Annotated in this window: 21 protein-coding genes; 8 read left to right on the forward strand and 13 right to left on the reverse strand. The window is 64.2% G+C overall.

Going from position 1 to position 23,933, the window contains the following annotated elements; translation table 11 throughout:
* Window positions 1–11: 11 nt before the first annotated feature.
* From QDT69_RS11960 to QDT69_RS11995, 8 genes are all read right to left on the reverse strand, one after another.
* A complete protein-coding gene (locus tag QDT69_RS11960) occupies window positions 12–554 on the reverse strand; it encodes a tripartite tricarboxylate transporter TctB family protein (RefSeq protein WP_279706743.1) in 543 nt (180 codons plus the stop codon).
* 76 nt (window positions 555–630) lie between these two features.
* Window positions 631–1,728, reverse strand: coding sequence for an S-methyl-5-thioribose-1-phosphate isomerase (mtnA, locus tag QDT69_RS11965; protein WP_279706744.1), 1,098 nt, complete (start codon window positions 1,726–1,728; stop codon window positions 631–633).
* 41 nt (window positions 1,729–1,769) lie between these two features.
* Window positions 1,770–2,645 carry an S-methyl-5'-thioadenosine phosphorylase gene (locus QDT69_RS11970; protein WP_279706745.1) on the reverse strand — a complete coding sequence of 292 codons (876 nt, stop codon included), beginning with the start codon at window positions 2,643–2,645 and terminating at the stop codon, window positions 1,770–1,772.
* 205 nt (window positions 2,646–2,850) lie between these two features.
* Complete coding sequence (locus QDT69_RS11975) at window positions 2,851–3,837, reverse strand: tripartite tricarboxylate transporter substrate-binding protein (protein WP_279706746.1); 987 nt, start codon at window positions 3,835–3,837, stop codon at window positions 2,851–2,853.
* A 300-nt stretch (window positions 3,838–4,137) separates the two neighbouring features.
* On the reverse strand, window positions 4,138–4,935 hold the full coding sequence (locus QDT69_RS11980) for an enoyl-CoA hydratase/isomerase family protein (RefSeq protein WP_279706747.1): 798 nt from the start codon (window positions 4,933–4,935) through the stop codon (window positions 4,138–4,140).
* A 49-nt stretch (window positions 4,936–4,984) separates the two neighbouring features.
* On the reverse strand, window positions 4,985–6,181 hold the full coding sequence (locus QDT69_RS11985; protein WP_279706748.1) for an aminotransferase class V-fold PLP-dependent enzyme: 1,197 nt from the start codon (window positions 6,179–6,181) through the stop codon (window positions 4,985–4,987).
* 129 nt (window positions 6,182–6,310) lie between these two features.
* The gene (locus QDT69_RS11990; RefSeq protein ID WP_279706749.1) at window positions 6,311–7,594 is read right to left on the reverse strand and encodes an MFS transporter; all 1,284 of its coding nucleotides are present in this window, start codon (window positions 7,592–7,594) and stop codon (window positions 6,311–6,313) included.
* 154 nt (window positions 7,595–7,748) lie between these two features.
* Window positions 7,749–8,951 carry an alanine--glyoxylate aminotransferase family protein gene (locus QDT69_RS11995; protein WP_279706750.1) on the reverse strand — a complete coding sequence of 401 codons (1,203 nt, stop codon included), beginning with the start codon at window positions 8,949–8,951 and terminating at the stop codon, window positions 7,749–7,751.
* Window positions 8,952–9,083: 132 nt separating this feature from the next.
* On the opposite strand from QDT69_RS11995, the gene QDT69_RS12000 reads away from it, so the two are divergent.
* The 3 genes from QDT69_RS12000 to QDT69_RS12010 all read left to right on the forward strand — a co-directional run bounded on the left by QDT69_RS12000 (window position 9,084) and on the right by QDT69_RS12010 (window position 13,356).
* On the forward strand, window positions 9,084–9,836 hold the full coding sequence (locus QDT69_RS12000) for a GntR family transcriptional regulator (protein ID WP_279706751.1): 753 nt from the start codon (window positions 9,084–9,086) through the stop codon (window positions 9,834–9,836).
* 120 nt (window positions 9,837–9,956) lie between these two features.
* Window positions 9,957–12,935 (forward strand): FAD-binding and (Fe-S)-binding domain-containing protein, encoded by a 2,979-nt coding sequence (locus tag QDT69_RS12005; RefSeq protein WP_279706752.1) that lies wholly within the window; start codon window positions 9,957–9,959, stop codon window positions 12,933–12,935.
* Window positions 12,928–13,356 carry a heme-binding protein gene (locus QDT69_RS12010; protein ID WP_279706753.1) on the forward strand — a complete coding sequence of 143 codons (429 nt, stop codon included), beginning with the start codon at window positions 12,928–12,930 and terminating at the stop codon, window positions 13,354–13,356. The genes QDT69_RS12005 and QDT69_RS12010 overlap by 8 nt, the downstream gene beginning before the upstream one ends.
* 167 nt (window positions 13,357–13,523) lie before the next feature.
* On the opposite strand, the gene dapD is transcribed toward QDT69_RS12010, so the two are convergent.
* The 4 genes from dapD to QDT69_RS12030 form a co-directional block, all read right to left on the reverse strand.
* Window positions 13,524–14,495, reverse strand: a complete 972-nt coding sequence (dapD, locus tag QDT69_RS12015; protein ID WP_279706754.1) for a 2,3,4,5-tetrahydropyridine-2,6-dicarboxylate N-succinyltransferase — start codon at window positions 14,493–14,495, stop codon at window positions 13,524–13,526.
* Window positions 14,496–14,637: 142 nt separating this feature from the next.
* Window positions 14,638–15,417 carry an enoyl-CoA hydratase/isomerase family protein gene (locus QDT69_RS12020; RefSeq protein WP_279706755.1) on the reverse strand — a complete coding sequence of 260 codons (780 nt, stop codon included), beginning with the start codon at window positions 15,415–15,417 and terminating at the stop codon, window positions 14,638–14,640.
* 78 nt (window positions 15,418–15,495) lie between these two features.
* A complete protein-coding gene (locus QDT69_RS12025) occupies window positions 15,496–17,595 on the reverse strand; it encodes a molybdopterin oxidoreductase family protein (protein ID WP_279706756.1) in 2,100 nt (699 codons plus the stop codon).
* A gap of 123 nt (window positions 17,596–17,718) precedes the next feature.
* The gene (locus QDT69_RS12030; protein WP_279706757.1) at window positions 17,719–18,789 is read right to left on the reverse strand and encodes an extracellular solute-binding protein; all 1,071 of its coding nucleotides are present in this window, start codon (window positions 18,787–18,789) and stop codon (window positions 17,719–17,721) included.
* Window positions 18,790–18,940: 151 nt separating this feature from the next.
* On the opposite strand from QDT69_RS12030, the gene QDT69_RS12035 reads away from it, so the two are divergent.
* Both QDT69_RS12035 and QDT69_RS12040 read left to right on the forward strand, forming a co-directional pair.
* Window positions 18,941–19,915, forward strand: a complete 975-nt coding sequence (locus QDT69_RS12035) for a tripartite tricarboxylate transporter substrate binding protein (protein WP_279706758.1) — start codon at window positions 18,941–18,943, stop codon at window positions 19,913–19,915.
* Window positions 19,916–19,953: 38 nt separating this feature from the next.
* On the forward strand, window positions 19,954–20,664 hold the full coding sequence (locus tag QDT69_RS12040; protein ID WP_279706759.1) for a substrate-binding domain-containing protein: 711 nt from the start codon (window positions 19,954–19,956) through the stop codon (window positions 20,662–20,664).
* On the opposite strand, the gene QDT69_RS12045 is transcribed toward QDT69_RS12040, so the two are convergent.
* Window positions 20,665–21,471 (reverse strand): SDR family NAD(P)-dependent oxidoreductase, encoded by an 807-nt coding sequence (locus QDT69_RS12045; protein ID WP_279706760.1) that lies wholly within the window; start codon window positions 21,469–21,471, stop codon window positions 20,665–20,667.
* An 81-nt stretch (window positions 21,472–21,552) separates the two neighbouring features.
* Here QDT69_RS12045 and QDT69_RS12050 point away from each other — a divergent pair, with 81 nt between their 5' ends.
* From QDT69_RS12050 to QDT69_RS12060, 3 genes are read left to right on the forward strand one after another with little or no spacing between them, the layout of a single operon-like run.
* The gene (locus QDT69_RS12050; RefSeq protein WP_279706761.1) at window positions 21,553–22,296 is read left to right on the forward strand and encodes a GntR family transcriptional regulator; all 744 of its coding nucleotides are present in this window, start codon (window positions 21,553–21,555) and stop codon (window positions 22,294–22,296) included.
* A gap of 41 nt (window positions 22,297–22,337) precedes the next feature.
* Window positions 22,338–23,369: a TRAP transporter substrate-binding protein gene (locus QDT69_RS12055; RefSeq protein ID WP_279706762.1), complete on the forward strand. Its 1,032-nt coding sequence runs from the start codon at window positions 22,338–22,340 to the stop codon at window positions 23,367–23,369.
* A 42-nt stretch (window positions 23,370–23,411) separates the two neighbouring features.
* Window positions 23,412–23,924 carry a TRAP transporter small permease gene (locus tag QDT69_RS12060; RefSeq protein WP_279706763.1) on the forward strand — a complete coding sequence of 171 codons (513 nt, stop codon included), beginning with the start codon at window positions 23,412–23,414 and terminating at the stop codon, window positions 23,922–23,924.
* The last annotated feature ends 9 nt before the right edge of the window (window positions 23,925–23,933 follow it).

Genomic DNA, 23,933 nt, shown 5'->3' on the forward strand with positions numbered 1-23,933 from the left:
CTGTCGATCGCTCAGTAACCGAAGGCCGCTTCAAGCGGCCCCTTCGGCATGATGACGTCGAATGCGATGTCGAAGGTCACGAACATCGCGGCGGTGAAGATGAAGGCGGTGAGCAATGACTTCCACAGTGCGATCTTGCCGACGAGGCGCATGAAGCCCGCGATCAGGAGGAAGCTCGCGACATAGAGGCCGAGATATTGGGTGGCGAGGCAGAACAGGAAGGTCGGCACGAACACCGCCATCACCCGGCGAAACTGGGCGCGGGTGACAAAGGTCTCGGCGGCTTCACGGCGCGAGACGAACGCGGTGCCGAGGCCATAGAGGCTGGCGGCGCCGAGGATCACCGAGAGATAGAACGGGAAATAGCCCGGTTGCGGCCCGGTCGAGTCCCACGATGCGCCGGTGCGCCAATTGTCCCAGCCGAGCACCAATGCGAGCGCGAGCAAGAGCAGCGAGACGACGACATCGACGACGCCGGTCGAGACGACGGCGGGCGAATTCTCTTCAGGCGCGGTCGGATCGTCGACGACGATCTCAAGTTCGGTGTTGGACATGGGCGAGACGGTCTGGGTTGCGATGGCAACGATTGGGATAGCGCGCTGATGCAATCACCGTCAATGCAGCCTTCAGCTATCTTGAGCGCTCGGGAAATGCGCTCGCAAGTGCAGCACGATTCGCGTCGAGAACGCCGCGCTCGGTGATCAATCCCGTCACCAGCCGCGCCGGCGTGACGTCGAAGCCGAAATTAGCGACGGAGGAGCCGTCCGGAACCACGCGCACGGTTTCGATCCGTCCATCCGCCGTCCGCCCGGTCAGGTGCGTCACCTCGCTGGCCGCGCGCTGCTCGATCGGTATCTGCCGGACGCCATCGTCGATACTAAAGTCGATGGTCGGCGACGGCAGTGCGACATAGAACGGCACGCCGTTGTCGTGCGCGGCCAGCGCTTTCAAGTAGGTCCCGATCTTGTTGCAGACGTCGCCATTGGCAGCGACGCGGTCAGTCCCGACGATCGCGAGGTCAACCATGCGATGCTGCATCAGATGGCCGCCGGTGTTGTCGGGGATCACGGTGTGCGGCACGCCGTGATGACCAAGCTCCCAGGCGGTGAGCGAGGCGCCCTGATTACGCGGGCGCGTCTCGTCGACCCAGACATGGACCGGAATACCGCGGTCATGCGCCTGGTAAATCGGTGATGTCGCCGTCCCCCAATCGACGGTTGCAAGCCAGCCCGCATTGCAATGCGTCAGCACGTTCACCGGCTCGCCCGGCTTCTTGGTCGCGGCGATGGTCTCGATCAGGCCGAGCCCGTGGCGGCCGATATCGCGGTTGATCTCGACATCCTCATCGGCGATCTCGCGGGCGCGGGCATAGGCCGCATCCGCGCGGGCTGACGCTGCCAGCGGCGCGAGCGCGCGCTGCATCTCGTCAATCGCCCACTTCAGGTTGATCGCGGTCGGCCGGGTCGCGGCCAACATCTTGCCGGCGCGCTCAAGCGCCGCGTCGGAACCATCGGCGCGCATCGCAAGCGCCATGCCATAGGCCGCAGTCGCGCCGATCAGCGGCGCGCCACGGACCAGCATCGAGCTGAGGGCCTCGCCGGCCTCGTCAGCGGTCGTGAGTTTGGCGACGATGAATTCGTGCGGCAGCCGGCGCTGATCGATCGCGCCGACCGACCAGCCGTCGGGCTCAAGCCAGATACTGCGAAAATGCCGACCATCGACCTTCATGCTCTACGCCCTTCGCGTCGCGCGCTTCCAGGAGGACTTCTTCACGACCGTAACACCCGTCCAGCGACAGCATCGAGCTTGGCAAGCAGCTGCGGATCACGCGCTGTCGGCGCTGTGATCAGCGCGGTGTCCAGCGCGCGGTCTGAGCCGATCGGACACGGCTCATGCTCGCGCGGGAAATCCCGCGCCAGACGCGCGACCAGCGCCTTTGCCTTCTCGGCGTTCGAATTCAGCACGCGGATGATATCCTGCACCGTCACGGCATCATGCGCCGGATGCCAGCAGTCGAAATCGGTGACCATCGCCACGCTGGCGTAGCAGATCTCGGCCTCGCGGGCGAGCTTGGCTTCGGGCATGTTGGTCATGCCGATCACCGAATGGCCCTGCGCCTTGTAGGTGAGGCTTTCCGCGAGCGAGGAGAATTGCGGCCCCTCCATGCAGAGGTAAGTGCCGCCGCGCGCGAACGCGATGCGCTCGGCTTCGGCCGCGGCGGCGAGGTGCTTCGCCAGCAACGGCGACACCGGATGCGCCATCGAGACATGCGCAACGCAGCCCTTGCCGAAGAACGAGCTCTCGCGCTTGTGGGTGCGATCGACAAACTGGTCGACCAATACGAACGTGCCCGGCGGCAGTTCCTCCTTGAACGAGCCGCACGCCGAAAGCGCGACGAGGTCGGTGACACCTGCCCGCTTCAGGACGTCAATATTGGCGCGGTAGTTGATGTCGGACGGCGACAGCGCGTGTCCCTGGCCGTGGCGCGGCAGGAACACGATCGGCAGCCCCGCCATCTCGCCACGGCGCAGCGGCGCCGACGGCTCGCCCCAGGGACTCGCGATCGCTTCCTCGCGGACATTTTCCAGGCCCGCCAGATCGTAGATGCCGGATCCGCCGATGATCCCAAGAACGGCTTTGGTCATGTTCGCTCCACGGCTAGCCGGACCTTCGGCCACACTGCGGCGCAATAATCACCGCGCCGCTGCCGCTTGCAAGGCAATTCCGGCCTGAGAGTAAAACCATCGGGACGGTCATTCCGGGGCGATGCGTAGCATCGAACCCGGAATCTCGAGATTCCGGGTTCACGCTTCGCGTGCCCCGGAATGACGACGTACAAAGCAGCGACCGCTACTTGGCGACAAAACCCGCCGCGTTCATGAGCGAGGCATTCTGCTTGTCGTCATCCTCGAGGAACTCGACCATGTCCTTGCCGGTGAGGAAGATCGGCTTCAGCGCCTGCTTCTCCATGTACTCCTTGTACTCGGGCGTCTGCGTCACCTTCTGGAACAGGTCGACATAGAAGGCCTGCTGCTCCTGCGTGACCTTGCCCGGCAGGAACATCGCGCGCAGCATCAGGTACTGCACGTCCAGCCCCTCTTCCTTGCAGGTCGGGATATCGTTCCAGGATTGCGTGTCGGTGACCTTGGTCTTGTAGGAGATGCGCTCCTTGTCGAACACACAGAGCGCACGCACCTGACCGGCACGCCAGACCTCGAGGTTCTCGCTGGGATTGTTGACGTTGGACTCGGTGTGACCGCCGACCAGCTGGGTCGCGGCCTCGCCGCCGGACTTGTACGGCAGGTAGGACAATTTCGCGCCGGTCCTCTGCTCCATAAAGGCGGTAAGTACGTGGTCCTCGCGCTTGGAGCCGGTGCCGCCCATCTTGAACGGTGCGCTCGCCGCCTTGGCGGCATCGATGAATTCCTTGACGGTCTTCGGACCGGAGACGTTGTCCCACAGCACGAATTGGTCGAGCGCGATCACCGACACCGGCGTCAGGTCGCGCCAGTTGAAGGGGATCTTGGCCGACAGCGGCAGCATGTAGATCAGCGAATAGGCGATCAGCACCTTGTTGGGATCGCCCTCGCTGGACTTCATGTACATCAGCGCTTCCGCACCCGACGCGCCACCCTTCAGCGACACCACCATCGGCTGCTTCATCAGATTGTTCTTCTGGATCGCCGCCTGCATCATCCGCGCCATCTGGTCGGAGGCGCCGCCGGCGCCGGCCGCAACCACGATCTCGACCGGCTTGCTCGGCTCCCAGCCGGCAAACGCCGGCGCGCTCAAGAGCAAGGCCGCGATGGCAGCCGTGGTTTTCACAATCTGTCCCACGTGTTTCTTCCCTATCTATTTGTTCGGCCTGGCAAAACCTGCGAAGCGGCGGGTGCGGTCATTGTGCCGAGAAAAGGAGTGAGTTCAAGCCGCCGAACCGTCGCATGGCGTATGACTTTGGAATGAGGTGGGAGCGTCGCACTGCTCGTCACGTAACCAGTGTCATCGCCCGGCTTGACCGGGCGATCCAGTATTCCAGAGACAGTCGTTGTTGAGCCGATGGGCCGCGGCGTACTGGATCGCCCGGTCAAGCCGGGCGATGACAGCTGTGGCTGGGATGAAGAGCAGAGACGCTGGCCGCTACTTGCCCTTGAAATTCGGCGCACGCTTGTTGAGGAAGGCGTCCATGCCCTCGCGGAAATCCTCGCTCATATAGGCGCGCAGGATCAGGTCCTCGCCCTCGTCGCGCGACAGCGTGCGGCGGATGCGGCGGACCGCTTCCTTGGTCACCTCGAGCGTGATCGGCGCATGGCCGGCGACCAGCTTCGCGGTCTCGTCGGCGCGGCGCTGCAAGGTCTCGACATCGGGGACGACTTCGTTGAGCAGCCCGAGCGCCAACGCTTCCGGCGCCTCGACGAGGCGCGCCTTGAAGATCAGGTCCTTGGTCCGCGCCGGACCGATCAGCGAGACCAGCCGCGAGATGTTGGACATCGAGAGGCAGTTGCCGAGCGTACGCGCGATCGGAAAACCGATCCGCGTCGCCGCGGTGCCGATGCGGATATCGCAGCAGGCAGCGATGCCGGCACCGCCACCGGTGCAGGCACCGGCGATCGCGGCGATCACAGGCACGCGGCACTGTTCGAGTGTTCCCAGCACGCGGTCGATCCGCGCCTCGTAGTCCAGCGCATCCTGCGCGGTCTTGAACGCCCGGAACTGGGAGATGTCGGTGCCGGAGGCGAACGCCTTGTCGCCCGCGCCGGTCAGGATCAGCGCCTTGATGGAGTGATCCTGATTGATGTTCTCGCAGATCGAGGCCATCTGCTCATACATCGCAAAGGTCAGCGCGTTGCGCGCCTGCGGCCGGTTGAACGTGATGCGGGCGATTCCGTCGGCGACGGAGTAGATCAGGTCTTCGGTCGGTGCGACGGGCGCGTTCATGTCTCGCTCTTTCTGTTCTTTGCGATGAGGTTTCAGGCGACGGCCTTTTTCAAGCGACAGCCTTGGAGGCCTGCGCGGCGTCGCGTCCCTTCAGGACGTCCATCGCCGCCAGCACGCCGCCGGCCCGATGCGGCACCTTGGCCAGATCAAGACCCATCTCGACGCCGGACAGCGTGCCCATCAGCATCAGGTCGTTGAAGTGACCGATATGGCCGATCCGGAACACCTTGCCCTTGACCTTGTTGAGGCCGGTGCCGAGCGACATGTCGAAATTATCCAGCACGACCTTGCGGAAATGGTCGGCGTCGTGGCCATCGGGCACGCGTACCGCGGTCAGCGCCGGCGAATGCGCGCCCTGCTCCTGGCACTGCGTCTCCAGGCCCCAGACCTTGATCGCTGCACGGGTCGCTTCGCTGTGGCGCTTGTGGCGGGCGAACACGTTCTCCAGCCCCTCCTCCTCCAGCATCTTCACGGCCTCCCTGAGGCCGAACAGCAGGTTGGTGGCGGGCGTATAGGGCCAGGTGCCGGCCTTGTTGATGTTGATGACCTCCTGCCAATCCCAATAGGAGCGCATGCCCGGGTTGGCCTTGGCCACGGCGAGCGCCTTCTCCGACACGGCGTTGAAGCCGAGGCCGGGCGGCAGCATCAGCCCCTTCTGCGAGCCCGCGATCGAGACGTCGATGCCCCAGGCGTCGTGCTCATATTCGAGCGAGCCGAGGCCCGAGATGGTGTCGACCATCAGCAGCGCGGAGTGCTTCAGGGTGTCGAGTATCTTGCGGACGTTGAGCGGATAGGTGACGCAGGCGGTCGAGGTCTCGTTATGGACCACGCAGACCGCCTTGATCTTGTGCGCCTTGTCGGCGGCGAGCCGCGCCTCGATCTGCTCGAGGTCGGCGCCGTGGCGCCAGTCGCCCGGAATGAAGTCGACGTCGAGCTTGAACTTGTCGGCGATGCCGTGCCACAGCACCGCGAACTGGCCGGTCTCGCACATCAGCACCTTGTCGCCGGGCTGCAGGGTGTTGACGATCGCGGCTTCCCAGGCGCCCGTCCCCGACGAGGGGTAGATGATCACGGGCTGCTTGGTGCGGAACACGCGCTGCATCGCCGACATCACGGCGAAGCCGATCTCCGCGAATTCGGCACCGCGGTGGTCCATGGTCGGCATATCCATGGCCCGCAAGACCCGGTCCGGCACGTTGGTCGGTCCCGGAATCTGCAGAAAATGCCTTCCAGTATGCACGGTCATGAGCGTCTTTCCCGGTCTTGCCTTGGTCTTGGTAAGCCGCTCGCATATCACTATTCGCCGGGTTTGTCCTATGGCCGGCGAGGGTCCGTCATGCATATCTGACGGCGCTCCGTCGGAGCCGGCAGCCGCTCATTCGGCGGCCACCACCTCGCCCCGCGCGACCGGTGCGCCGGCCTCCTCGAATGGCCGTTCGGGGTGCATCAGAAATGCCGAGAAACCACCGAGCAGCAGCAGCCCCATCGACATTAGGAACGGCAGGTACCAGTTCCCGGTGGCGTCGATGACGAAGCCGGCGACCAGCGGCGAGACGATGGCCGCGAAGGCCGAGCCGGTGTTCATGATCCCCGCGGCGGTGCCGGAATATTTCGGTGCGATGTCCATCGGGATCGACCACATCGGGCCGATCACCAGCTCGGCGCAGAAGAAGCCGGCCGACAGGCACAGCGCGACCACGGTGATGTCGTGCACGAACAGGATCGGCATCAGCGACAGCAGCGCACCGGCAAAGCCCACGATGGTCACGCTGAGCCGCGCCAGGCGCACATTGCCTGTACGCTCGAGGATGCGATCGGAGATGACGCCGCCGATGCTGTCGCCGACGACACCGGCAAAGAACACGCCGGACGCGAACAGCGCGGAGTTCTTCAGATCGAGGCTGTAGTTGTTCTTGAAGAACAGCGGCAGCCAGTTGAGGTAGAGCCACAGGCACCAGCCGTAGCAGAAATAGGTCAGCGTCACCGGCCACATCCGCTGCAACAGCGGTCCCCACGGCACCTTCGGCCGCTCGCCCTGTGGGCGCGGCGGCAGCGTCGCGAGTTCGGCCGCGGTGATCGAAGCATGATCCTTCGGCTCGTTGCGGAAGTACCAGACCCACACAATACCCCACAGCAGACTGACGATACCGAGCACGACGAATGCGCCGCGCCAGGTCAGCCAGAGGATCAAGAGCGCGACGGCCGGCGGGGTCACCGCATTGCCGAGCCGCGCAAACGAGTGTGTCAGGCCTTGCGCGAAGCCGCGGCGGTTCGCCGGCGTCCAGTACTGCATGGCGCGCGTCGCGGTCGGGAACGTCGCTCCTTCACCGAACCCGAGCGCGAAGCGCGCGACGAACAGCGCCGCGAGACCATGGACAAAACCGGTCATGATGGTCGCCGCCGCCCAGATCATGCCGCACCAGAACAGGGTCTGGCGCGGCCCGAAGCGATCGCCGACCCAGCCGCCGATCACCTGGAACAGCAGATACGGATAGGCGAACGCCGAGAACACCAGGCCGAGTTCGGTATTGGACAGGCCGAGCTCCTTCTGGATCTCGCTGGCCGCGGTGCCGATGTTCACCCGGTCGACATAGGTGATGAAATACATCACGCAGAGCATGGCCAACACGACGTGGGTGGCCTTGAACCGAAGCCTCATACATCCCCTCCCTGATCCGCGATTTTTCTTAAGGCGTTGGCGATCGCGATGCGCTAGAGCATGATCCGGAAAAGTGCGAAGCGGTTTTCCGAAAAGATCATGCGCAAACAAAAGGCTAAAGCGCGATGACGATTCAACCCAATCTCATCGCGCTTTAGGTGCCGACCACTTTCAGATGCGACGACGAATTGCGCTGGTCGCGCTGTTCGAGCAGCTTCATCGCAACCGCGACGCCGCCTGTGCGATGCGGCACACCGGCGACCGACAGCCCCATCTCGACGCCGGTGAGCGCGCCAAGCAATGTCAGCTCGTTGCACTCGCCGAGATGACCGATGCGAAACACTTTGCCGGCGACCTTCGACAGGCCGGAGCCGAGCGACATGTTGAAATTGTCGAGCACGACCTTGCGGAATTGATCGGCGTCATGGCCGGGCGGCATCAACACCGCAGTCAGCACCGGTGAGAACTCGGCGGGCTCCTGGCACAGTACCTCTAGCCCCCAATGATTGACGGCGGCACGCGTCGCCGCGGCCAGCCGCTGATGGCGGGCGAACACATTGTCCAGCCCCTCCTCCAGCAGCATCGCGATGGCCTCGCGCAGCCCGTAGAGCAGGTTCGTCGCCGGCGTATAGGGGAAGAAGCCGTTGGCATTCGGCTTCAGCATCTCCTCCCAATCGAAATAGGAGCGCGGCATCCTGTTGCTGCGCGACGCGGCGCGGGCCTTTTCCGAGATCGCGTTGAAGCCGAGGCCGGGCGGCAGCATGAAACCCTTCTGCGAACAGCTGACGCTGACATCGACCTTCCATTCGTCGTGCCGGTAATCGACCGAGCCGAGCGAGGAAATGGTGTCGACCATCAGCAGCGCCGGATGCGCTGTGCGGTCGATGGCGGCACGGATGTCCGCGATCCGGCTGGTCGCGCCGGTCGAGGTCTCGTTGTGGACGACCATCACCGCCTTGATGCTGTGCGCGGTGTCGGCGGCAAGCCTCGCCTCGATCTGGGCGGGGTCGGCGCCGTGCCGCCAATCACCGGCAATGAAATCGACCTCGATGCCGAAACGACCGGCGAGCTGGCGCCACAGGGTGGCGAAGTGGCCGGTCTCAACCATCAGGACCTTGTCGCCGGGCGACAGCGTGTTGACGATCGCGGCTTCCCAGGCGCCGGTGCCCGACGACGGAAAGATCACCACCGGGCCTGCGGCCTGAAAGATCTTCGCGCTGCCCTCAAGCACGGCGCGGCCAAGCGCGGCGAATTCGGCGCTCCGGTGATCGATCACCGGCATATCCATCGCGCGGAGAATGCGATCCGGAACCGGGCTCGGCCCTGGAATCTGCAGAAAATGGCGCCCTTGATGCATCAGAACCTCCCAATCGCCGGATTTCGCCCGTTCTGGAAGTCATTTTGCATTCATTTTTTGTAATTTCAATCCATATTTGGTATTCGGTTGTAGACATCGACGCGACCGTGCTGGCAAACTATTGTTCAGAATATGAAATCCGCGATTCCAGAAACCGGGGTTCCGATCACCCCCCCGGCCACCGGCAACGGCGGCGACCGCCAGGAGGCCTCGCTGCACGGCGAGATCCTGCTGCGGCTGCGCGACTATGTGGTGGAAGGCAACATTCCCGAGGGCGCCCGCGTTCCGGAACGCCAGCTCTGCGAGATGCTGGGTATCTCCAGGACGCCGCTGCGCGAGGCGCTCAAGGTGCTGGCCGCCGAAGGCCTGATCGAGCTCTTGCCCAATCGTGGCGCCCGGGTGCGCCAGCTCAGCCAGCGCGACCTCGAGGAATTGTTCGACGTCATGGCCGGGCTGGAGAGCCTGGCCGGACGACTGGCCTGCGAGGCCATCACGGACGAGGAAATCGCCGCGATCGAGCGGCTACACTACGAGATGTACGGCCACTATCTGCACCGCGACATGCACGGCTATTTCCAGACCAACCAGCAGATCCACGAGAGCATTGTCGCGGCCGCGCGTAACGAGACGCTGAAGACGACCTACGCCAACTTCGCGGGCCGGATCCGCCGTGTGCGCTATTCCGCCAATTTCGCCCGCAAGCGGCAGCGCTGGGCCGAGGCGATGCGCGAGCACGAGGCGATCCTCGATGCGCTGCGCCGCCGCGCCGGCAGCGAACTCAGCGACATCCTGTTTCAGCACCTGCGCAACAAGCGAGGCGCGGCCATCGAGCACCTTGCAGAAGGGCCGGACGACACCCCGGCGACGACGCCTCAGGGGGACTGAAGGACGGCCGGATTGCCACTCGCCTTGCTCATTTTGAATTCATAATGTAATTCTCAAATCGAGAGAGTGCATAATCCGTGAGCAGGCCTCGGTTGCGTCATGGATCACATCGGATCTGGGATGAAGAACGCCTCATCGCTCGAACAGCGCCTGCGGTCCGACCTGACCGGCGACGTGTTTTTTGATGCCTTCAACCGTGGCCGCTACGCGACCGACGCCTCGTTCTACCAGATCATGCCGGCCGGTGTGGTGGTGCCGCGGACCATCGACGAGGCGCTGCGCACGCTTGCTATCGTCCGCGACGCCGGGCGGATCGTGACCCCGCGCGGCGGCGGCACCTCGCAATGCGGCCAGACCGTCAATGACGGCATCGTGGTCGACCTGTCCAAACATCTGAACAAGATCATTTCACTCGACGTCGAGAACCGCACCTGCGTGGTCGAGCCCGGCATCGTGCTCGATGATCTCAATCGCCAACTCAGGAAGCACGGGCTGTGGTTTCCGGTCGACGTTTCGACCGCGTCGCGCGCCACGATCGGCGGCATGGCCGGCAACAATTCCTGCGGCGGCCGCTCGCTGCGCTACGGCACCATGCGCGACAACACGCTGTCGATGGATGCTGCGCTTGCCGACGGCACGCTGCTGCATTTCGGCGAGGTGCCGCGCGACCTGACGCGGGTCAATGCGTCCGACAGCGGATTGAAGCTGTTCCGCGACATGCTCGATCTCGGCGAGCGCGAGGCGCTCGAGATCGCGGACAAATTCCCCAAGGTGCAGCGCCGCGTCGGCGGCTATAACCTCGACGCACTGGTGCCCCGCAACGCACCGAACAACATGGCGCATCTTTTGGTCGGCTCGGAGGGCACCCTCGCCTTCACGACGCAGGTCGAGCTCAAGCTGTGGCCAGTGATCCGCAACAAGGCGCTCGGCGTCTGCCATTTCGGCAGCTTCTATGAGGCGATGGACGCGGCCCAGCATCTGGTGAAGCTGCGGCCCATTGCGGTGGAACTGGTCGATCGCACCATGATCGCGCTCGGCCGCGAGATCGCGATGTTCCAGCCGATCATTTCGGCCGCGGTGCGCGGCGATCCGGACGCGATCCTGGTGGTCGAGTTCGCCGAGGAAGATCAGGCCGACAATCTCGCCCGCCTAAGGCAGCTCGGCGCGCTGATGGGCGATCTCGGCTTCGGCTGGGACAAGCCGCAGCGCAAATGGGGCGGCGTGGTCGAGATCGTCGAGCCCGCGCTGCAGACCGGCATCGCCGATTTCCGGGCCGCCGGCCTCAACGTCATGATGTCGATGAAGCAGGAGGGCAAGCCGGTCTCGTTCGTCGAGGATTGCGCGGTGCCGCTGCCGCACCTTGCCGACTACACCGAACGGCTCAACGCCGTGTTCGCCAGGCACGGCACCCGCGGCACGATGTATGCGCACGCCTCCGAAGGCTGCCTGCATGTGCGGCCGGTGCTCAACCTCAAGCTCGAGAAGGACGTCAAGGCAATGCGCGCCATTGCCGAGGAAGCCTTCGCGATGGTGCGCGAATACAAGGGCTCGCATTCCGGCGAGCATGGCGACGGCCTGGTGCGCTCGGAATTCCACGAAACGATGTTCGGGCAGCGCATCGTCGCCGATTTTCGCGAGGTCAAGCAGCGCTTCGATCCCAGCAATACCCTCAACCCGGGCAAGATCGTCGATCCACCCAAGATGGACGATCGTTCGCTGTTTCGGTTCTCGCCCGACTATCGCGTCGGCGAACTGAAGACCGTGCTCGACTGGTCGGCCTATCCCGGCGCCGGCGGCGGTTTCCAGGGCGCGGTCGAGATGTGCAACAACAACGGCGCCTGCCGCAAGCTCGAAGGCGGCGTGATGTGCCCGTCTTATCGTGCTACCCGTAATGAAAAGGACGTCACCCGCGGCCGCGCCAACACGTTGCGGCTCGCGATATCAGGCCAGCTCGGCCCCGACGCGCTGGCCTCCGACGAGATGATGGAGACGCTGAAACTCTGCGTCTCCTGCAAGGCCTGCCGCCACGAATGCCCGACCGGCGTCGACATGGCCAAGATGAAGATCGAGGTGCTCGCTGCCCGCGCCGCGACGCACGGCCTGTCGCTGCGTGACCGGCTGGTCGGCTATCTGCCGCGCTACCTCGATCTCGCCTCGCGCTTCGCCCCGATCGCGAACTGGCGCAACCGAAGCCCGTGGCTGCGCGCGCTGTTCGAGAAGCTCGCCGGCATCAGCGCCAAACGCGCGCTGCCGGCGTTTCGCAGCGATACGTTCCGCCCCGAGGCCGAGGTGCTCGGCGCGCCTGATGGCCGCGAAGTGGTGTTGTTCGCCGATACGTTCAACCGCGGCTATGAGCGGGAGAATCTCGACGCCGCAATCGAAGTGCTGGTCGCCGGCGGCTATCGTGTGCATCTGCCCAAGCCATCCGACGGCAGCCGGCCGCCCTGCTGCGGACGGACGTTCCTGTCGGCCGGGTTGGTCGATCAGGCCCGCACCGAGCTCGACCGGCTGGTTGCGACCTACGCGCCGTTCGCGGCGCGCGGCGTGCCGATCATCGGCCTCGAGCCGAGCTGCCTGCTGACCCTGCGCGACGAGCTGCTGTCGCTGCGTTCCGATGACACCGCCAAGAGCGTCAGCGCACACGCTTTGCTGTTCGAGGAATTCCTGGTGCGCGAGGCCGAGGCTGGACGCCTCGCGCTGCCGCTCGGCGCCGTTGCTGCAAAGGCGGTCGTGCACGGGCATTGCCATCAAAAGTCCTTTGGCGCGTTCAAGCCGGTGGAGAAAGTGCTGCGCCTCGTGCCTGGCCTCGAGGTCACAACCATCGAGTCGAGCTGCTGCGGCATGGCCGGCGCGTTCGGCTATGGTGCGGACACCTATCAGGCCTCGATCGAGATGGCCGAGCTGTCGCTGCTGCCTGCGGTGCGCAGCGCCGATCAGGACACGCTGATCGTGGCCGACGGCACCTCGTGCCGGCACCAGATCAAGGACGGCAGCGGCCGCACGCCGCTGCATGTCGCCAGCGTATTGGCGATGAGCCTGAAACGTGCGACATCGAAATCCGACCAATCATTGCCGACAAAGGACAAGGCCCATGGCTGAGCTCACTCTCGACACCGCCCGCAAGATTCTGGATGCCGCGCTCGCCAAGGGCGTCGAGAAGAAGCTGAAGCCGCTGGTGGTCACCATCCTCGACGCCCGCGGCGCGGTGAAGCTGACGGCGGCGCAGGACGGCACCAGCCTGATGCGGGCCGAGATCGCCCATGGCAAGGCCTTTGGCGCGCTCGCGCTCGGCATGGGATCGCGGGCGCTGTTCCAGCGCGCGCAGGAGCAGGCCTATTTCATCGATTCCGTGAACACGCTGGCGCAGGGCCGGCTGGTGCCAGTCCCCGGCGGCGTGCTGATCATGGACGGCACCACCCTGTTCGGCGCCGTCGGCGTCAGCGGCGACACGTCAGACAATGACGAGATCTGCGCCGTGGCCGGCATCGAAGCCGCCGGCCTGAAGGCCAACGCGGGCTGATCTACCGGGCTAGGCGCGGTCAGCCGCGCACTCATAGATATTGGTCGATGTCCGGTTCGCGCCGACATCGACCTCCTCCGTGCAACCGCAGCAACTGCCGCGATGGGCCGCAAGGCGACATCGCTGACGCGCCACGATCGTCGCGACAACGTCTTCGTTCGAACGGCCTAGCCGTGAAGTTTCGCGTTGAGGCCGTCCCAGTTCGGTGTCCGTCTGGTTGCCTCAAGAGCGCCGCTCTGGGAGTTACGACGAAAGAGCAGGCCCTTCTGGCCCGAGAGCTCCTTGGCTTTCAGCACTCGGCCATCTTCCAGAAGGATGCGCGCGCCAGCGGTGACATAACAGCCCGCCTCGACGATACAATCGTCACCCAATGAAATGCCGATACCGGCGTTGGCTCCGATCAGGCAGCGCTCGCCAACTGTAATCCTTTCTTTCCCTCCGCCAGACAGAGTGCCCATGATCGACGCTCCGCCACCAATGTCGCTGCCGCTTCCGACAACCACACCGGCGCTGATCCGGCCTTCGACCATGCAGGGACCGAGCGTGCCCGCATTGAAATTGCAAAAGCCTTCATGCATGACGGTTGTGCCTGGAGCCAAGTGAGCCCCGAGCCTAACGCGATCCGCATCCGCAATTCTAACGTCCGCGTGGGTCACGTAATCAGTCATGCGCGGAAACTTATCCACGCCCGTCACCTCGAATGCGAGGGCACGCTTACGCGCTCCGAGTCGCGCGTCCGGTACACGGGAGGGTTCGCAGGGACCGAGCGTCGTCCAGGCAACGTTTGGTAACAGACCGAATATTCCGTCGAGGTTCAGACAATTCGGTTGGACGAGCCGGTGGCTCAGCAGATGGAGGCGAAGATATGCGTCGTGCACATCAGCCGGCGCCGACGCAAGGGAGTCAATTTTTGTACGAATAGGAACGAAGTCGACATTGCGGATGTCGTCGTGTCGCGCACATCCGTCTGCCGCCTCACCCAACGACCTGGTGATCTCGTCGCTCGTCAGCCGTACCGTTGCCGCCTTGTCGGCATCCGCAACCAGGCTCAGCCGGAGAAACCAGGAATCCAACACACGGCCGTCAGCGGCAATCGTCGCAAATCCCTCGCCGCTCGCGCCCCTCAGCTCCATCGCCATTTGAATCTCTCACATTACGGTCCTACACGGAGTGCATACGCGAGTTCTCGTAGAATTAGCAACTTCTGAACTCTCAAACACGTCCGCTTTGGGGGCATTTTCGGCGAATCCAGCGGGGATTGTCTGCAGGTGTAACCCCTACCTATCGCCCGGTCCATGTCGGCTTGCGCTTTTCGCCGAAGGCCTTGAGGCCTTCCTTGGCGTCCTCGGTCATCGCGAGCAGCGCGATCTGGCTTTCGGTGTAGGCGATGCTTTCGTCGAACGACATCGACGCGATCGCGCGCATGGCGTATTTGCCGCGGCGGATCGCCGTCGGGGACTTGTCGACGATCCGGCCGATCAGCCAATCGACCTTGGCGTCGAGCTCGGCCGCCGGCACGATGTAGTTGAGAAGGCCCGCGGCTTGCGCCGTCTTCGCATCGAACGGCTCGCCGGTCAGCGCCCATTCGTTGACGAGACGCGGCGGCGCGATCGATTGCAGCAGGCTCAGCACCTGCATTGGAAACACGCCGACCTTCACCTCGGGCAGACCGAAGATCACGCCATCGGCAGCCACCGCCATGTCAGTCATGCACAACAGCCCCATGCCGCCGGCCATGCAGACGCCGCCGACCCGCGCGATCGCGGGCTTGGTCGCGTTCTGCGACAACCGCAGCAGATCGGCGTAGTCGACATTCGGCCGCGAAAAATCCATCGAGAACGCGGCGCCGCTGTTCTGCAGATCGGCACCGGCGCAGAACGCCTTGTCGCCCGCGCCGGTCAGCACGATGACGCGCACATCCTTGTCGTCATGCGCCTCGCGATAGCCCCTGGCGATGCCCGCGATCACGCCGGCATTGAGCGCGTTTCGCTTGTCCGGGCGGTTGATGGTGATCCAGTAGGCCTGCCCGCGCTTTTCCAAGAGAACGCTGTTGTCGATCATGTTTTCCGCCTTCTTTCCTGCCCGTGTGCTGTTGTCAGCCGACATTTGCGGCAGGATCGGCACCGACTGCAAGCGGGATTATGCGGCGGCCGGCGCCTTCCTGATCCAGACCTTGTTGTCGTGGAACGCGGCGCCGCCGACCGGAGCGACGGCTTCGGCCCCGGTCAACATGTTGATGCCGCGGCCGCCGATATGCGACTTGTTCGGATGGATCGACTCAGCAATCAGCACGCCGCGACGAACGCCATCGAACAGTTTTGCGGTCAGCGTGGTCTCGCCGCGCGTGTTGCCCAGCGTCACGGCGTCGCCATCCGCGATCGACAGGCCGGCCGCATCGTCGGGATGGATCATCACGGTGGGCGCGCCCTCGCGGGCCTGCGACGACGGCGTTTCGTTGAAGCTGGTGTTGAGGAAGCTGCGCGACGGCGACGTCGCGAGCCGGAACGGATGCTGCGCGTCCGCCTCCTCGATGATCGTCCAGTGGTCGGGTAGCGAGGGCATCTTGTCCCAGGCGCCCATCAGCCCGCCCGAACCGACCGGCACCTTGCCCCAATCGACCTTGAAGTGGAACTTCTTGTCGGCATGAGCAAAGCCGTCGAGATAATGCGAGGTGCGGAAATCGGGCTGCAGATCGCGCCAGATGTCGGCCTCCAGCGCCTCGATCTCACCGTGCCCGCTCTTCTTCAGCGTCGCATCGATCAGCTGGCGCGGCGTCATGTCGAAGCCGGGATGCACGGCGTTCAGTCTGCGGCCGAGCCCCTGCAGCACCTCGTGGTTCGAGCGGCACTCGCCGGGCGGATCGATCAGCTTCGGGCCGACCGAGATGTGCTGATGGCCACCGCCGTAATAGAGGTCGTCGTGCTCCATGAACATCGTCGCCGGCAGCACGATATCGGCCATCTGCGCCGTCTCGGTCATGAACTGCTCATGCACCGCGACGAACAGATCCTCGCGCGCAAATCCCTCCCGCACCAGCGCCTGCTCGGGCGCCACCGTCATCGGATTGGTGTTCTGGATCAGCATCGCCTTGACCGGTCCACCGCCGCGCAGCGCCTCGGCATCGCCGGTCAGGATGCGGCCGATCTTTGACTGATCGAGCACCCGCGTCGTGGGATCGATCGCATCGTGGCCCTCGATGATCGACTCGTCGAAGCGCCAGATTCCGGCATTGTTGAAGAACGCGCCGCCGCCCTCATACTGCCAGGCACCGGTGATAGCGGGAATGCACGAGGCGGCGTGCATCTGGGCGGCGCCGTTGCGGCTGCGGGTGAAACCGTAGCCCAGACGGAAGAATGAGCGCTTGGTCCGTCCGACCAGCCGCGCGAACGCCTCGATCTCCGCGACCGGCACGCCCGAGATCGCCGAGGCCCATTCCGGCGTGCGGGTCTTCAGATGCGCCTCGAGCTCGCCGGGGCAATCGGTATAGCGCGCGAGGTAATCGCGATCGGCAAATCCCTCGCGGAACAGCACGTGCATCACGGCGCAGGCGAAGGCGCCATCGGTTCCCGGCCGCAGCAGGATCTTGATGTCGGCCTGCTTCATGGTCTCGTTGTTGTAGACGTCGACTGCGGCGATCTTGGCGCCGCGCTCCTTCCGCGCGCGGGACGCATGCGTCATCACGTTGACCTGAGTGTTCACCGGATTGGTGCCCCAGATCACGACAAGGTCGGACACGCCCATCTCGCGGGGATCGACGCCAGCGATCTTGCCGGTCCCGGCGGCAAAGCCGATGCGCGCGATGGTCGAGCAGATCGTGCCGTAGAAGCGCGAATACTTCTTAACATGCGACAGGCGATTGAGGCCGTCGCGCATCACGAGCCCCATGGTGCCGGCGTAGTAGTAAGGCCAGACCGACTCGGCGCCGAACTCGCGCTCGGCGGCATCGAAACGCGCGGCGATCTCATCGAGCGCCTCGTCCCAGGAAATCCGCGCGAACTGGCCGGAGCCCTTCGGCCCGGTCCGGCGCAGCGGAACCGTCAGCCGCTCGGCGTGATGAATCCGCTCGGCATAGCGCGCGACCTTGGCGCAGACCACACCGGCCGTATAGGTCTGCTGCTTGGAGCCGCGTACCCTGCCGATCGAACGTCCTTCGATCACCTCGACGTCGAGCGCACATGCCGAGGGGCAGTCGTGCGGACAGGTGGAATGGCGGATGTCGACCTTGGCATGCTGGTTCATGCCAAATTGGTAACATCAAATATCCCCTCCGCCGAGGGGCATTATTGACCCAACCCGGGCAAAAACCGGGCATGAGCCATGCGACAACGGCCGAGACAACCCGCTCTCGGCCTGAACCGTCGGTCAAACGCGGAAGATGCGGGTGTATCGTGTCTTGATCGATTCGCCTTCCCGCTCCACCGCCGCCGGATCGTCCTTCATCGTCTTGATGTCCTTTAGCGGCTTGCGCCCGGCTTTTTCCTGGGCCTGCGCGTGGACGGACCTGAGACCGCCGATCTCGACATTGAGTTGCTGCCCTTCGCGCCCGAGCGCGAAGGATTGAAACAGCCTTGCCGCATTGGGATGTGGACAGTCCTTGAATATCCCATTGGGCCCGACGATGAGCGGCGATCCCTCGGTGGCATAAACCGGCTCGACCGGCCGGCCCGCTTCCTTCAGCTGAAAGATATTGTACTCGTTGCCGTCGGCCATCACAGCGCGCTCGCCGAGATCGAGCTTCTTCGGTGGATCGGTCGAGGATTGCACCTGCATGATGTTCTGTTTGGCGAGCTGCTCGAAGAAGCTCCAGCCGAGATCGCGCTGCATCTGATAGGTCGCGGTCATGATGGTGCCGCTGTAGCCGGGATGCCCCTTCACGATCTTGCCCTTCCACTTCGGATCCAGCAGATCGGCAAAACTCCGCGGCGCCTCCTCGGCCTTCACGAGATTGGTGTTGTAGGCAATGATCGACAGCCAGACCCGGAAGCTGGCGAACTGTCCGTCCGCATCGCGATGTTCGTCCGGATAGTATTTCGCGACCTCCTCCGGGACGTAGGGCGCCAGGATGCCGTCGCGCTTCCACACGATGAAATGTGCAGCATCGGAGGAATTGACGACGTCGACCGCATGAATGTTGCTGGAATATTCTTGGCCGACCCGCTGGAACACGCGCTCCGCGCCGGTGCGTTCGACACGCACGGTAATCCCGGCATATTTCGCTTCGAATGCCTTCGCCAGCTTCTCGGCGACCGGCAGATCGGTCGAGGTGTAATAGACGACCTGCCCCTCTTTCTTCGCTGCTTCGATCAGCGCCGGCGTCACCGGTTCCGCAGGTGGCGCGGCAGCCATCACACGCGTTGAAAAGGCGGCGCCCGCCAGCACGGCGCTGGAGCCCTTCAGCAGATCGCGCCGCGATAGCCCAGGATGTTTCCTCATTTGATTCCCCGCACGTGATGGCGAAGTTTGAGTACACCGTCCTCCCGCTCTTATTCCGATGCGCGAAGACGGAGTCTGTCGTCGACAGAGCCTTCAGGTTGCAGCTAGACTTCTGATCAAGAAAGAAGACTAAAGTTGGGGGAGACGATCAATGGCGGGCTTTCGGTACGCCTTGATGTGTGTCGCGGCATTGCTGATCGTCCCGATGTCGGGCTCGTATGCCGACGCCGAGGATTACCCCGCGCGGCCGGTCAGGATCATCGTTCCCTTCGGCCCCGGCGGTCCGGCCGACGTCGTTGCGCGGCAGATCGGCAGCATCCTGCAGGAAAGCCTCGGCCAGCCCTTCGTGGTGGAGAACCGCACCGGCGCCGGCGGCGTGATCGGCACACTCGAGGTCGCGAAGGCGCCCGCCGATGGCTACACACTTCTGATGATGTCGAACACCCAGACCGCGAATGAATCGCTGGTGCCCCAACGCAAATACGAGCTGATGCGCGACCTCGTGCCGGTCGCATCGCTGAACACGTCGGATCTCGTGATCGTGGTCCACCCCGCCGTGCCGGCAAGGACGCCGCAGGAATTCATCGCGCTCGCAAAGGCAGAGCCCGGAAAGCTGAACTACGCCTCGTCGGGTCAGGGGACGCCGTATCACATGGCGGGCGAATTGTTCAAAGCCATGGCCGGGATCAACCTCGTGCATGTGCCCTACCGCAACAGCGGCGAAGCCCGCAGCGGCGTCATCGGTGGCCAGGTCCAGATGATGATCGATGCCGTGCCGGCGATGGCATCGAATGTTGCCGAAAACCAGGTACGCGCGCTTGCCACAACCGGCAAGACCCGTTCCGCGGTGTTGCCAGGCGTTCCGACGGTCATCGAGGCGGGTGTTTCCGGTTACGAGGCGACGATCTGGCTCGGCCTGATGGCGCCAGCGGGTACGCCGAAACCGATCATCGACAAACTCAACGTGGCCGTAAACGCCGCGATCAAGCGGCCGGAGGTCGAGAAGCTCTGGGCCGAACAGGGCGCGGTGCCGATGACGATGACGCCGGAGGCCTTCGACAGGTTCCTGCGCGCCGATATCGTGAAGTGGGCGGACGTCGTCAAACGACTGGACAAGACCGAATAGGCACGTGGCGGCAGGACCGTGGTGATGGAACAGTGCACATGAAGACGTTGAACATTCTGAGCGGCGGCGCGGCACAGGGGCTGGTGAGCAGCCTTGCGCCTGCGTTTGAAGCTGAGACCGGCCTCGGCATTGCCGGCGATTTTGGCGCGGTCGGCGCCATGGCCGACAGGTTGCGGGCCGGCGTTCCGACCGACATCGTCATCCTGACCGCTGCGCTGATCGCGACGCTTGCCGACGAAGGGCTGGTTCTGCGCAACTCGATCGCCGACATCGGCCGCGTTGAAACGGCGCTTGCGGTCCGTGCGGGCGATCCACCGGCGCGCGCTGAGGACGCAGCAAGCCTGCGCACAATGCTGCTCGCGGCGGACGCGATCTTCGTGCCGGATACCAAGGCGTCGACCGCCGGCATTCATGTCGCCAAGGTGCTGGCGCAACTCGATATCATTGACGTCGTCGCAGATCGGCTGAAAATCCTTCCGAACGGCGCGACGGCGATGCGACATCTGGCCGAGTCCCGAGACCGGCGACCGATCGGTTGCACGCAATCGACCGAGATCATCAGCACTCCGGGTGTCGTGCTGTCGGGCACCTTGCCGCCGGGATGCGAGCTCGCGACCATGTATACGGCTGCCGTTGCAACGCAGGCATCGGCTGCATGGCAGGCAGAGCGCCTGATCGCGTTGCTGACGTCGGCGGGTGCGTCTGAACTACGCAGTCAGGCTGGTTTCGTCTCCGGCCCGACGTCGTAACTAGCGCTCCAATTGGGTGAGACCTGTCGGCGGTCCATCAACCGCCGTCCAGCCACCGTCGACAAACAGCGTGGTGCCGCTGACATAGCTCGCTGCGTCGGATGCAAGATAGGCGACGGCGGTGGCGACTTCGTCGGCGCTGCTCCAGCGATTGAACACGGTGTGCCCGGCATAGAGATTGTAGATGTCCGGTCGCTGCTTGAACGGGCCGGTCAACGCGGTCTCCGCGATGCTCGGCGCGATCGCATTGACGCGGACGCCGGAGCGGCCGACCTCGGATGCGAAGCCCTTGACCAGGAGACCGATCGCGGCCTTGGTCGAGCCATAGACTGCGAGCCCCGGCTCAATCGTCACCGCGCGCACCGAGGAGCAGGCAATCAGGCTGCCGCCTTGCTGCTGGACCATGATGCGGCCGAACGCCTGGAAGAACCAGATGGTGCCCTTGATGTTGAGGTTGATGACGCGGTCGAGATCCTCCTCGGTGTAGTCGAGGATGGTCTTGCGGATGTTCAACCCCGGTGTGGTGACCGCGATGTCGACGCGTTGCAATTTCGCGAGCGCCTTCGCCGACAATGCCTGGACGTCCGCACGGTCGGCCGCATCGCAACCGGCCGCGATTGCCGATCCGCCCTGCTCCCGTATCGCTGCGGCAGTCGCCTCCGCGCCCTCCAGCGTGCGATCGGCGCACAGCACGCGCGCGCCCAGCGAGGCCAGCGCTTCAGCTGAGGATTTGCCGATACCCGAGGCGGCGCCCAGCACCACGGCGGTCTTGCCGGTGAGATCGAACAGCTTGCGGTAGTCAGTCATGTGACCTCCCGGGATGCGAGCGAAGCTCCTTTGCCTTCAGCGGTCGCTTCATATACTAATATATCAGTTTTGGGAGCAAGCATGCCCGCCCGCTCGCCGAAAAAGTCGGAGCTCCGCAACCCCGCCGGCCGCAGGCGGACCGGTCGTCCACGGACCGCAACGGCGGCGGCGCGGATCTACGCCGAGTTGCGTGCCGAACTCGTCTCCTCGCAGCGCAGGCCTGGCGACCCGATCATCGAGGCCGAGATCGCGCGCTCCTATGGCGTCAGCCGGACGCCGGTGCGGGAAGCCATCCTGCGCCTGTCGGACGAAGGCTTGGTCGAGATTTTCCCGCAGTCAGGCATCTTCGTGTCGCGCATCCCGCTCGCCGCTCTCCCGGAGGCCATCATCGTCCGCAGGTCGCTGGAGGAAACCACGACCCGCATGGCGACCGAGCGCGCCAGCGCCAGCCAGATCCTTGGCCTGCACGCGATCCTCGAACGCCAGCGCGAAGCCGAGAAGGCCGATGATCGCGAGGCATTCCACCAGGCCGACGAGGCCTTTCACGCCACCATCGCCGAAATTGCCGGACACCCCGGCATCTGGAAGCTGATCCTGCAGGTCAAGGTTCACGTCGACCGCTTCCGATGGCTCACCCTGCCGCAGCGTGGGCGGATGGCCGAAGTCATCGCCGAGCATGAGGCCGTCATGGCCGCGATCGAGGCACGCGACCCGGCAGCCGCCGGAGCCGCGATGACGAGACACCTCGAACGCCTGCTGGCCGACATCGCGGCCACCCAGCACAACAATCCGGAGTTCTTCGACGAGCAACGCCAGCCGGCATGAACGCGGCCGGACGCCGGCCAGGCATTTTGGGAGGAATGACAATGAACCATACAGATCGATCGCGGACCCGCGGTGCCGGGCTCATCCGTCGCGACATCATCAAGATCGGCGTCGGCCTTGGCGCGGCCGTTGCGACCTCAACGCAGAGTGCCCTCGCCCAGTCGAAAGCGGTGTTCAAGGCGTCGGACGTGCAACCGCCGGGCTATCCGACCGTGGTCGCGACGGAAAATCTCGGCAAGAAGCTTGCGGCGGCGACCAACGGCCGCCTCTCGCTGCAGATGTTCCCCTCGATGCAGCTCGGCGGCGAGAAGGAAACCATCGAGCAGACCCAAATCGGCGCGATCCAAATGCTGCGCGTCAGCGCGGGCTCGATCGGTCCGATCGTCGATGACATCAACGTCGTCAACATGCCCTTCCTGTTCAAGAACATGGCGCATGCCGAGCGGATGATGGACGGCCCGATTGGCCAGGAGCTGCTGGACAAGATCACGGCGAGCCCGAATGCCGGGCTTGTCGCACTGTGCTGGATGAATTCCGGTGCGCGCAGCCTCTACAACACCAAGCATTCGATCAAGACGATCGCCGACATCAAGGGCCTCAAGTTCCGCGTCATCGGCAATCCGATCTTCATCGACATGATGAACGCGCTCGGCGGCAACGGCGTCGCGATGGGCTACGACCAGGTGTTCAGCGCGCTGCAGACCGGCGTCATCGACGGCGCCGAGAACAATCCGCCGAGCTACGTCTTCAGCAATCACTACACCGCGGCGAAGCATTTTTCGCTCACCGAACACCTGATCGTTCCCGAAGTGCTGGTGTTCTCGAAGCGAGCCTGGTCCGCGCTGTCAGCCGACGACCAGACGCTGATCAGGAATCTTGCCCGCGAGGCGCAAATGGAAGAGCGCGGGCTCTGGAACACATACGAGCAGCAGGCGATGGAGAAAGCGAAGGCCGCCGGCTGCGAGATCATCGAGATTGCTGACAAGGCACCGTTCCAGAACGCGGTCAAGCCGGTATGGGACAAATACGGCCCGAAATATCAGGAGATGATCGGACGTATCCAGTCCGCCTGACACGGCGTCACGCGGGAAATCGACAACATACGGGAAATGGACATGGCCGGATCATATCGCCGCGCGATGGATTATTTGTATCTGGCCTGCGTCGTCACGGGCTCTGCAGCACTGATCCTGATCTCGGCCGTCATCCCCTGGGCGGTGTTCACGCGCTATGTCCTGAACAGCGCCGCCTCCTGGCCCGAACCGCTCGCGGTGCTGCTCACCATCGTCGTAACCTTCATCGGCGCTGCCGCCGGATATCGGCTCAACCTGCACATGAATGTCGGCTATTTCGCCGGCAAGCTGCCGGCCCCGCTCCGGTGGCTCGCCGACCTCACCGTGCAACTCCTGATGGGCCTGATCGCGCTCTTCATGATGATCTGGGGCTATCGGCTCGTCGAGGTGACCTGGCACAACACGATCGCCGACTTCCCGTCCCTGTCGGTCGGCGTCACCTATCTTCCGATTCCGATCGGCGGCGCCTGCCTGCTGTTGTTCATCATCGAACGGATCTTCCTCGGTGCGCCGCCCGATCCGATCGGCCCGCATCGCGACGCATCGATCGACTGACCGCGAGAA

This window comes from Bradyrhizobium sp. CER78 (genome assembly GCF_029846235.1).
Lineage (GTDB): Bacteria > Pseudomonadota > Alphaproteobacteria > Rhizobiales > Xanthobacteraceae > Bradyrhizobium.

Excerpts from the sequence above, each read along its gene's own strand:
- dapD (WP_279706754.1), bottom strand. The coding sequence starts at position 14,495 with ATGGCGATGGAGCTGAGGGGCGCGAGCGGCGAGGGATTTGCGACGATT.
- QDT69_RS12060 (WP_279706763.1), top strand. The coding sequence starts at position 23,412 with ATGGCCGGATCATATCGCCGCGCGATGGATTATTTGTATCTGGCCTGC.
- QDT69_RS11980 (WP_279706747.1), bottom strand. The coding sequence starts at position 4,935 with ATGAACGCGCCCGTCGCACCGACCGAAGACCTGATCTACTCCGTCGCC.
- QDT69_RS12050 (WP_279706761.1), top strand. The coding sequence starts at position 21,553 with ATGCCCGCCCGCTCGCCGAAAAAGTCGGAGCTCCGCAACCCCGCCGGC.
- QDT69_RS12055 (WP_279706762.1), top strand. The coding sequence starts at position 22,338 with ATGAACCATACAGATCGATCGCGGACCCGCGGTGCCGGGCTCATCCGT.
- QDT69_RS12025 (WP_279706756.1), bottom strand. The coding sequence starts at position 17,595 with ATGAACCAGCATGCCAAGGTCGACATCCGCCATTCCACCTGTCCGCAC.
- QDT69_RS11995 (WP_279706750.1), bottom strand. The coding sequence starts at position 8,951 with ATGCATCAAGGGCGCCATTTTCTGCAGATTCCAGGGCCGAGCCCGGTT.
- QDT69_RS12045 (WP_279706760.1), bottom strand. The coding sequence starts at position 21,471 with ATGACTGACTACCGCAAGCTGTTCGATCTCACCGGCAAGACCGCCGTG.
- QDT69_RS12035 (WP_279706758.1), top strand. The coding sequence starts at position 18,941 with ATGGCGGGCTTTCGGTACGCCTTGATGTGTGTCGCGGCATTGCTGATC.
- QDT69_RS11970 (WP_279706745.1), bottom strand. The coding sequence starts at position 2,645 with ATGACCAAAGCCGTTCTTGGGATCATCGGCGGATCCGGCATCTACGAT.
- QDT69_RS12000 (WP_279706751.1), top strand. The coding sequence starts at position 9,084 with ATGAAATCCGCGATTCCAGAAACCGGGGTTCCGATCACCCCCCCGGCC.
- QDT69_RS12040 (WP_279706759.1), top strand. The coding sequence starts at position 19,954 with ATGAAGACGTTGAACATTCTGAGCGGCGGCGCGGCACAGGGGCTGGTG.
- QDT69_RS12005 (WP_279706752.1), top strand. The coding sequence starts at position 9,957 with ATGAAGAACGCCTCATCGCTCGAACAGCGCCTGCGGTCCGACCTGACC.
- QDT69_RS11990 (WP_279706749.1), bottom strand. The coding sequence starts at position 7,594 with ATGAGGCTTCGGTTCAAGGCCACCCACGTCGTGTTGGCCATGCTCTGC.
- QDT69_RS12010 (WP_279706753.1), top strand. The coding sequence starts at position 12,928 with ATGGCTGAGCTCACTCTCGACACCGCCCGCAAGATTCTGGATGCCGCG.
- mtnA (WP_279706744.1), bottom strand. The coding sequence starts at position 1,728 with ATGAAGGTCGATGGTCGGCATTTTCGCAGTATCTGGCTTGAGCCCGAC.
- QDT69_RS12030 (WP_279706757.1), bottom strand. The coding sequence starts at position 18,789 with ATGAGGAAACATCCTGGGCTATCGCGGCGCGATCTGCTGAAGGGCTCC.
- QDT69_RS12020 (WP_279706755.1), bottom strand. The coding sequence starts at position 15,417 with ATGATCGACAACAGCGTTCTCTTGGAAAAGCGCGGGCAGGCCTACTGG.
- QDT69_RS11985 (WP_279706748.1), bottom strand. The coding sequence starts at position 6,181 with ATGACCGTGCATACTGGAAGGCATTTTCTGCAGATTCCGGGACCGACC.
- QDT69_RS11960 (WP_279706743.1), bottom strand. The coding sequence starts at position 554 with ATGTCCAACACCGAACTTGAGATCGTCGTCGACGATCCGACCGCGCCT.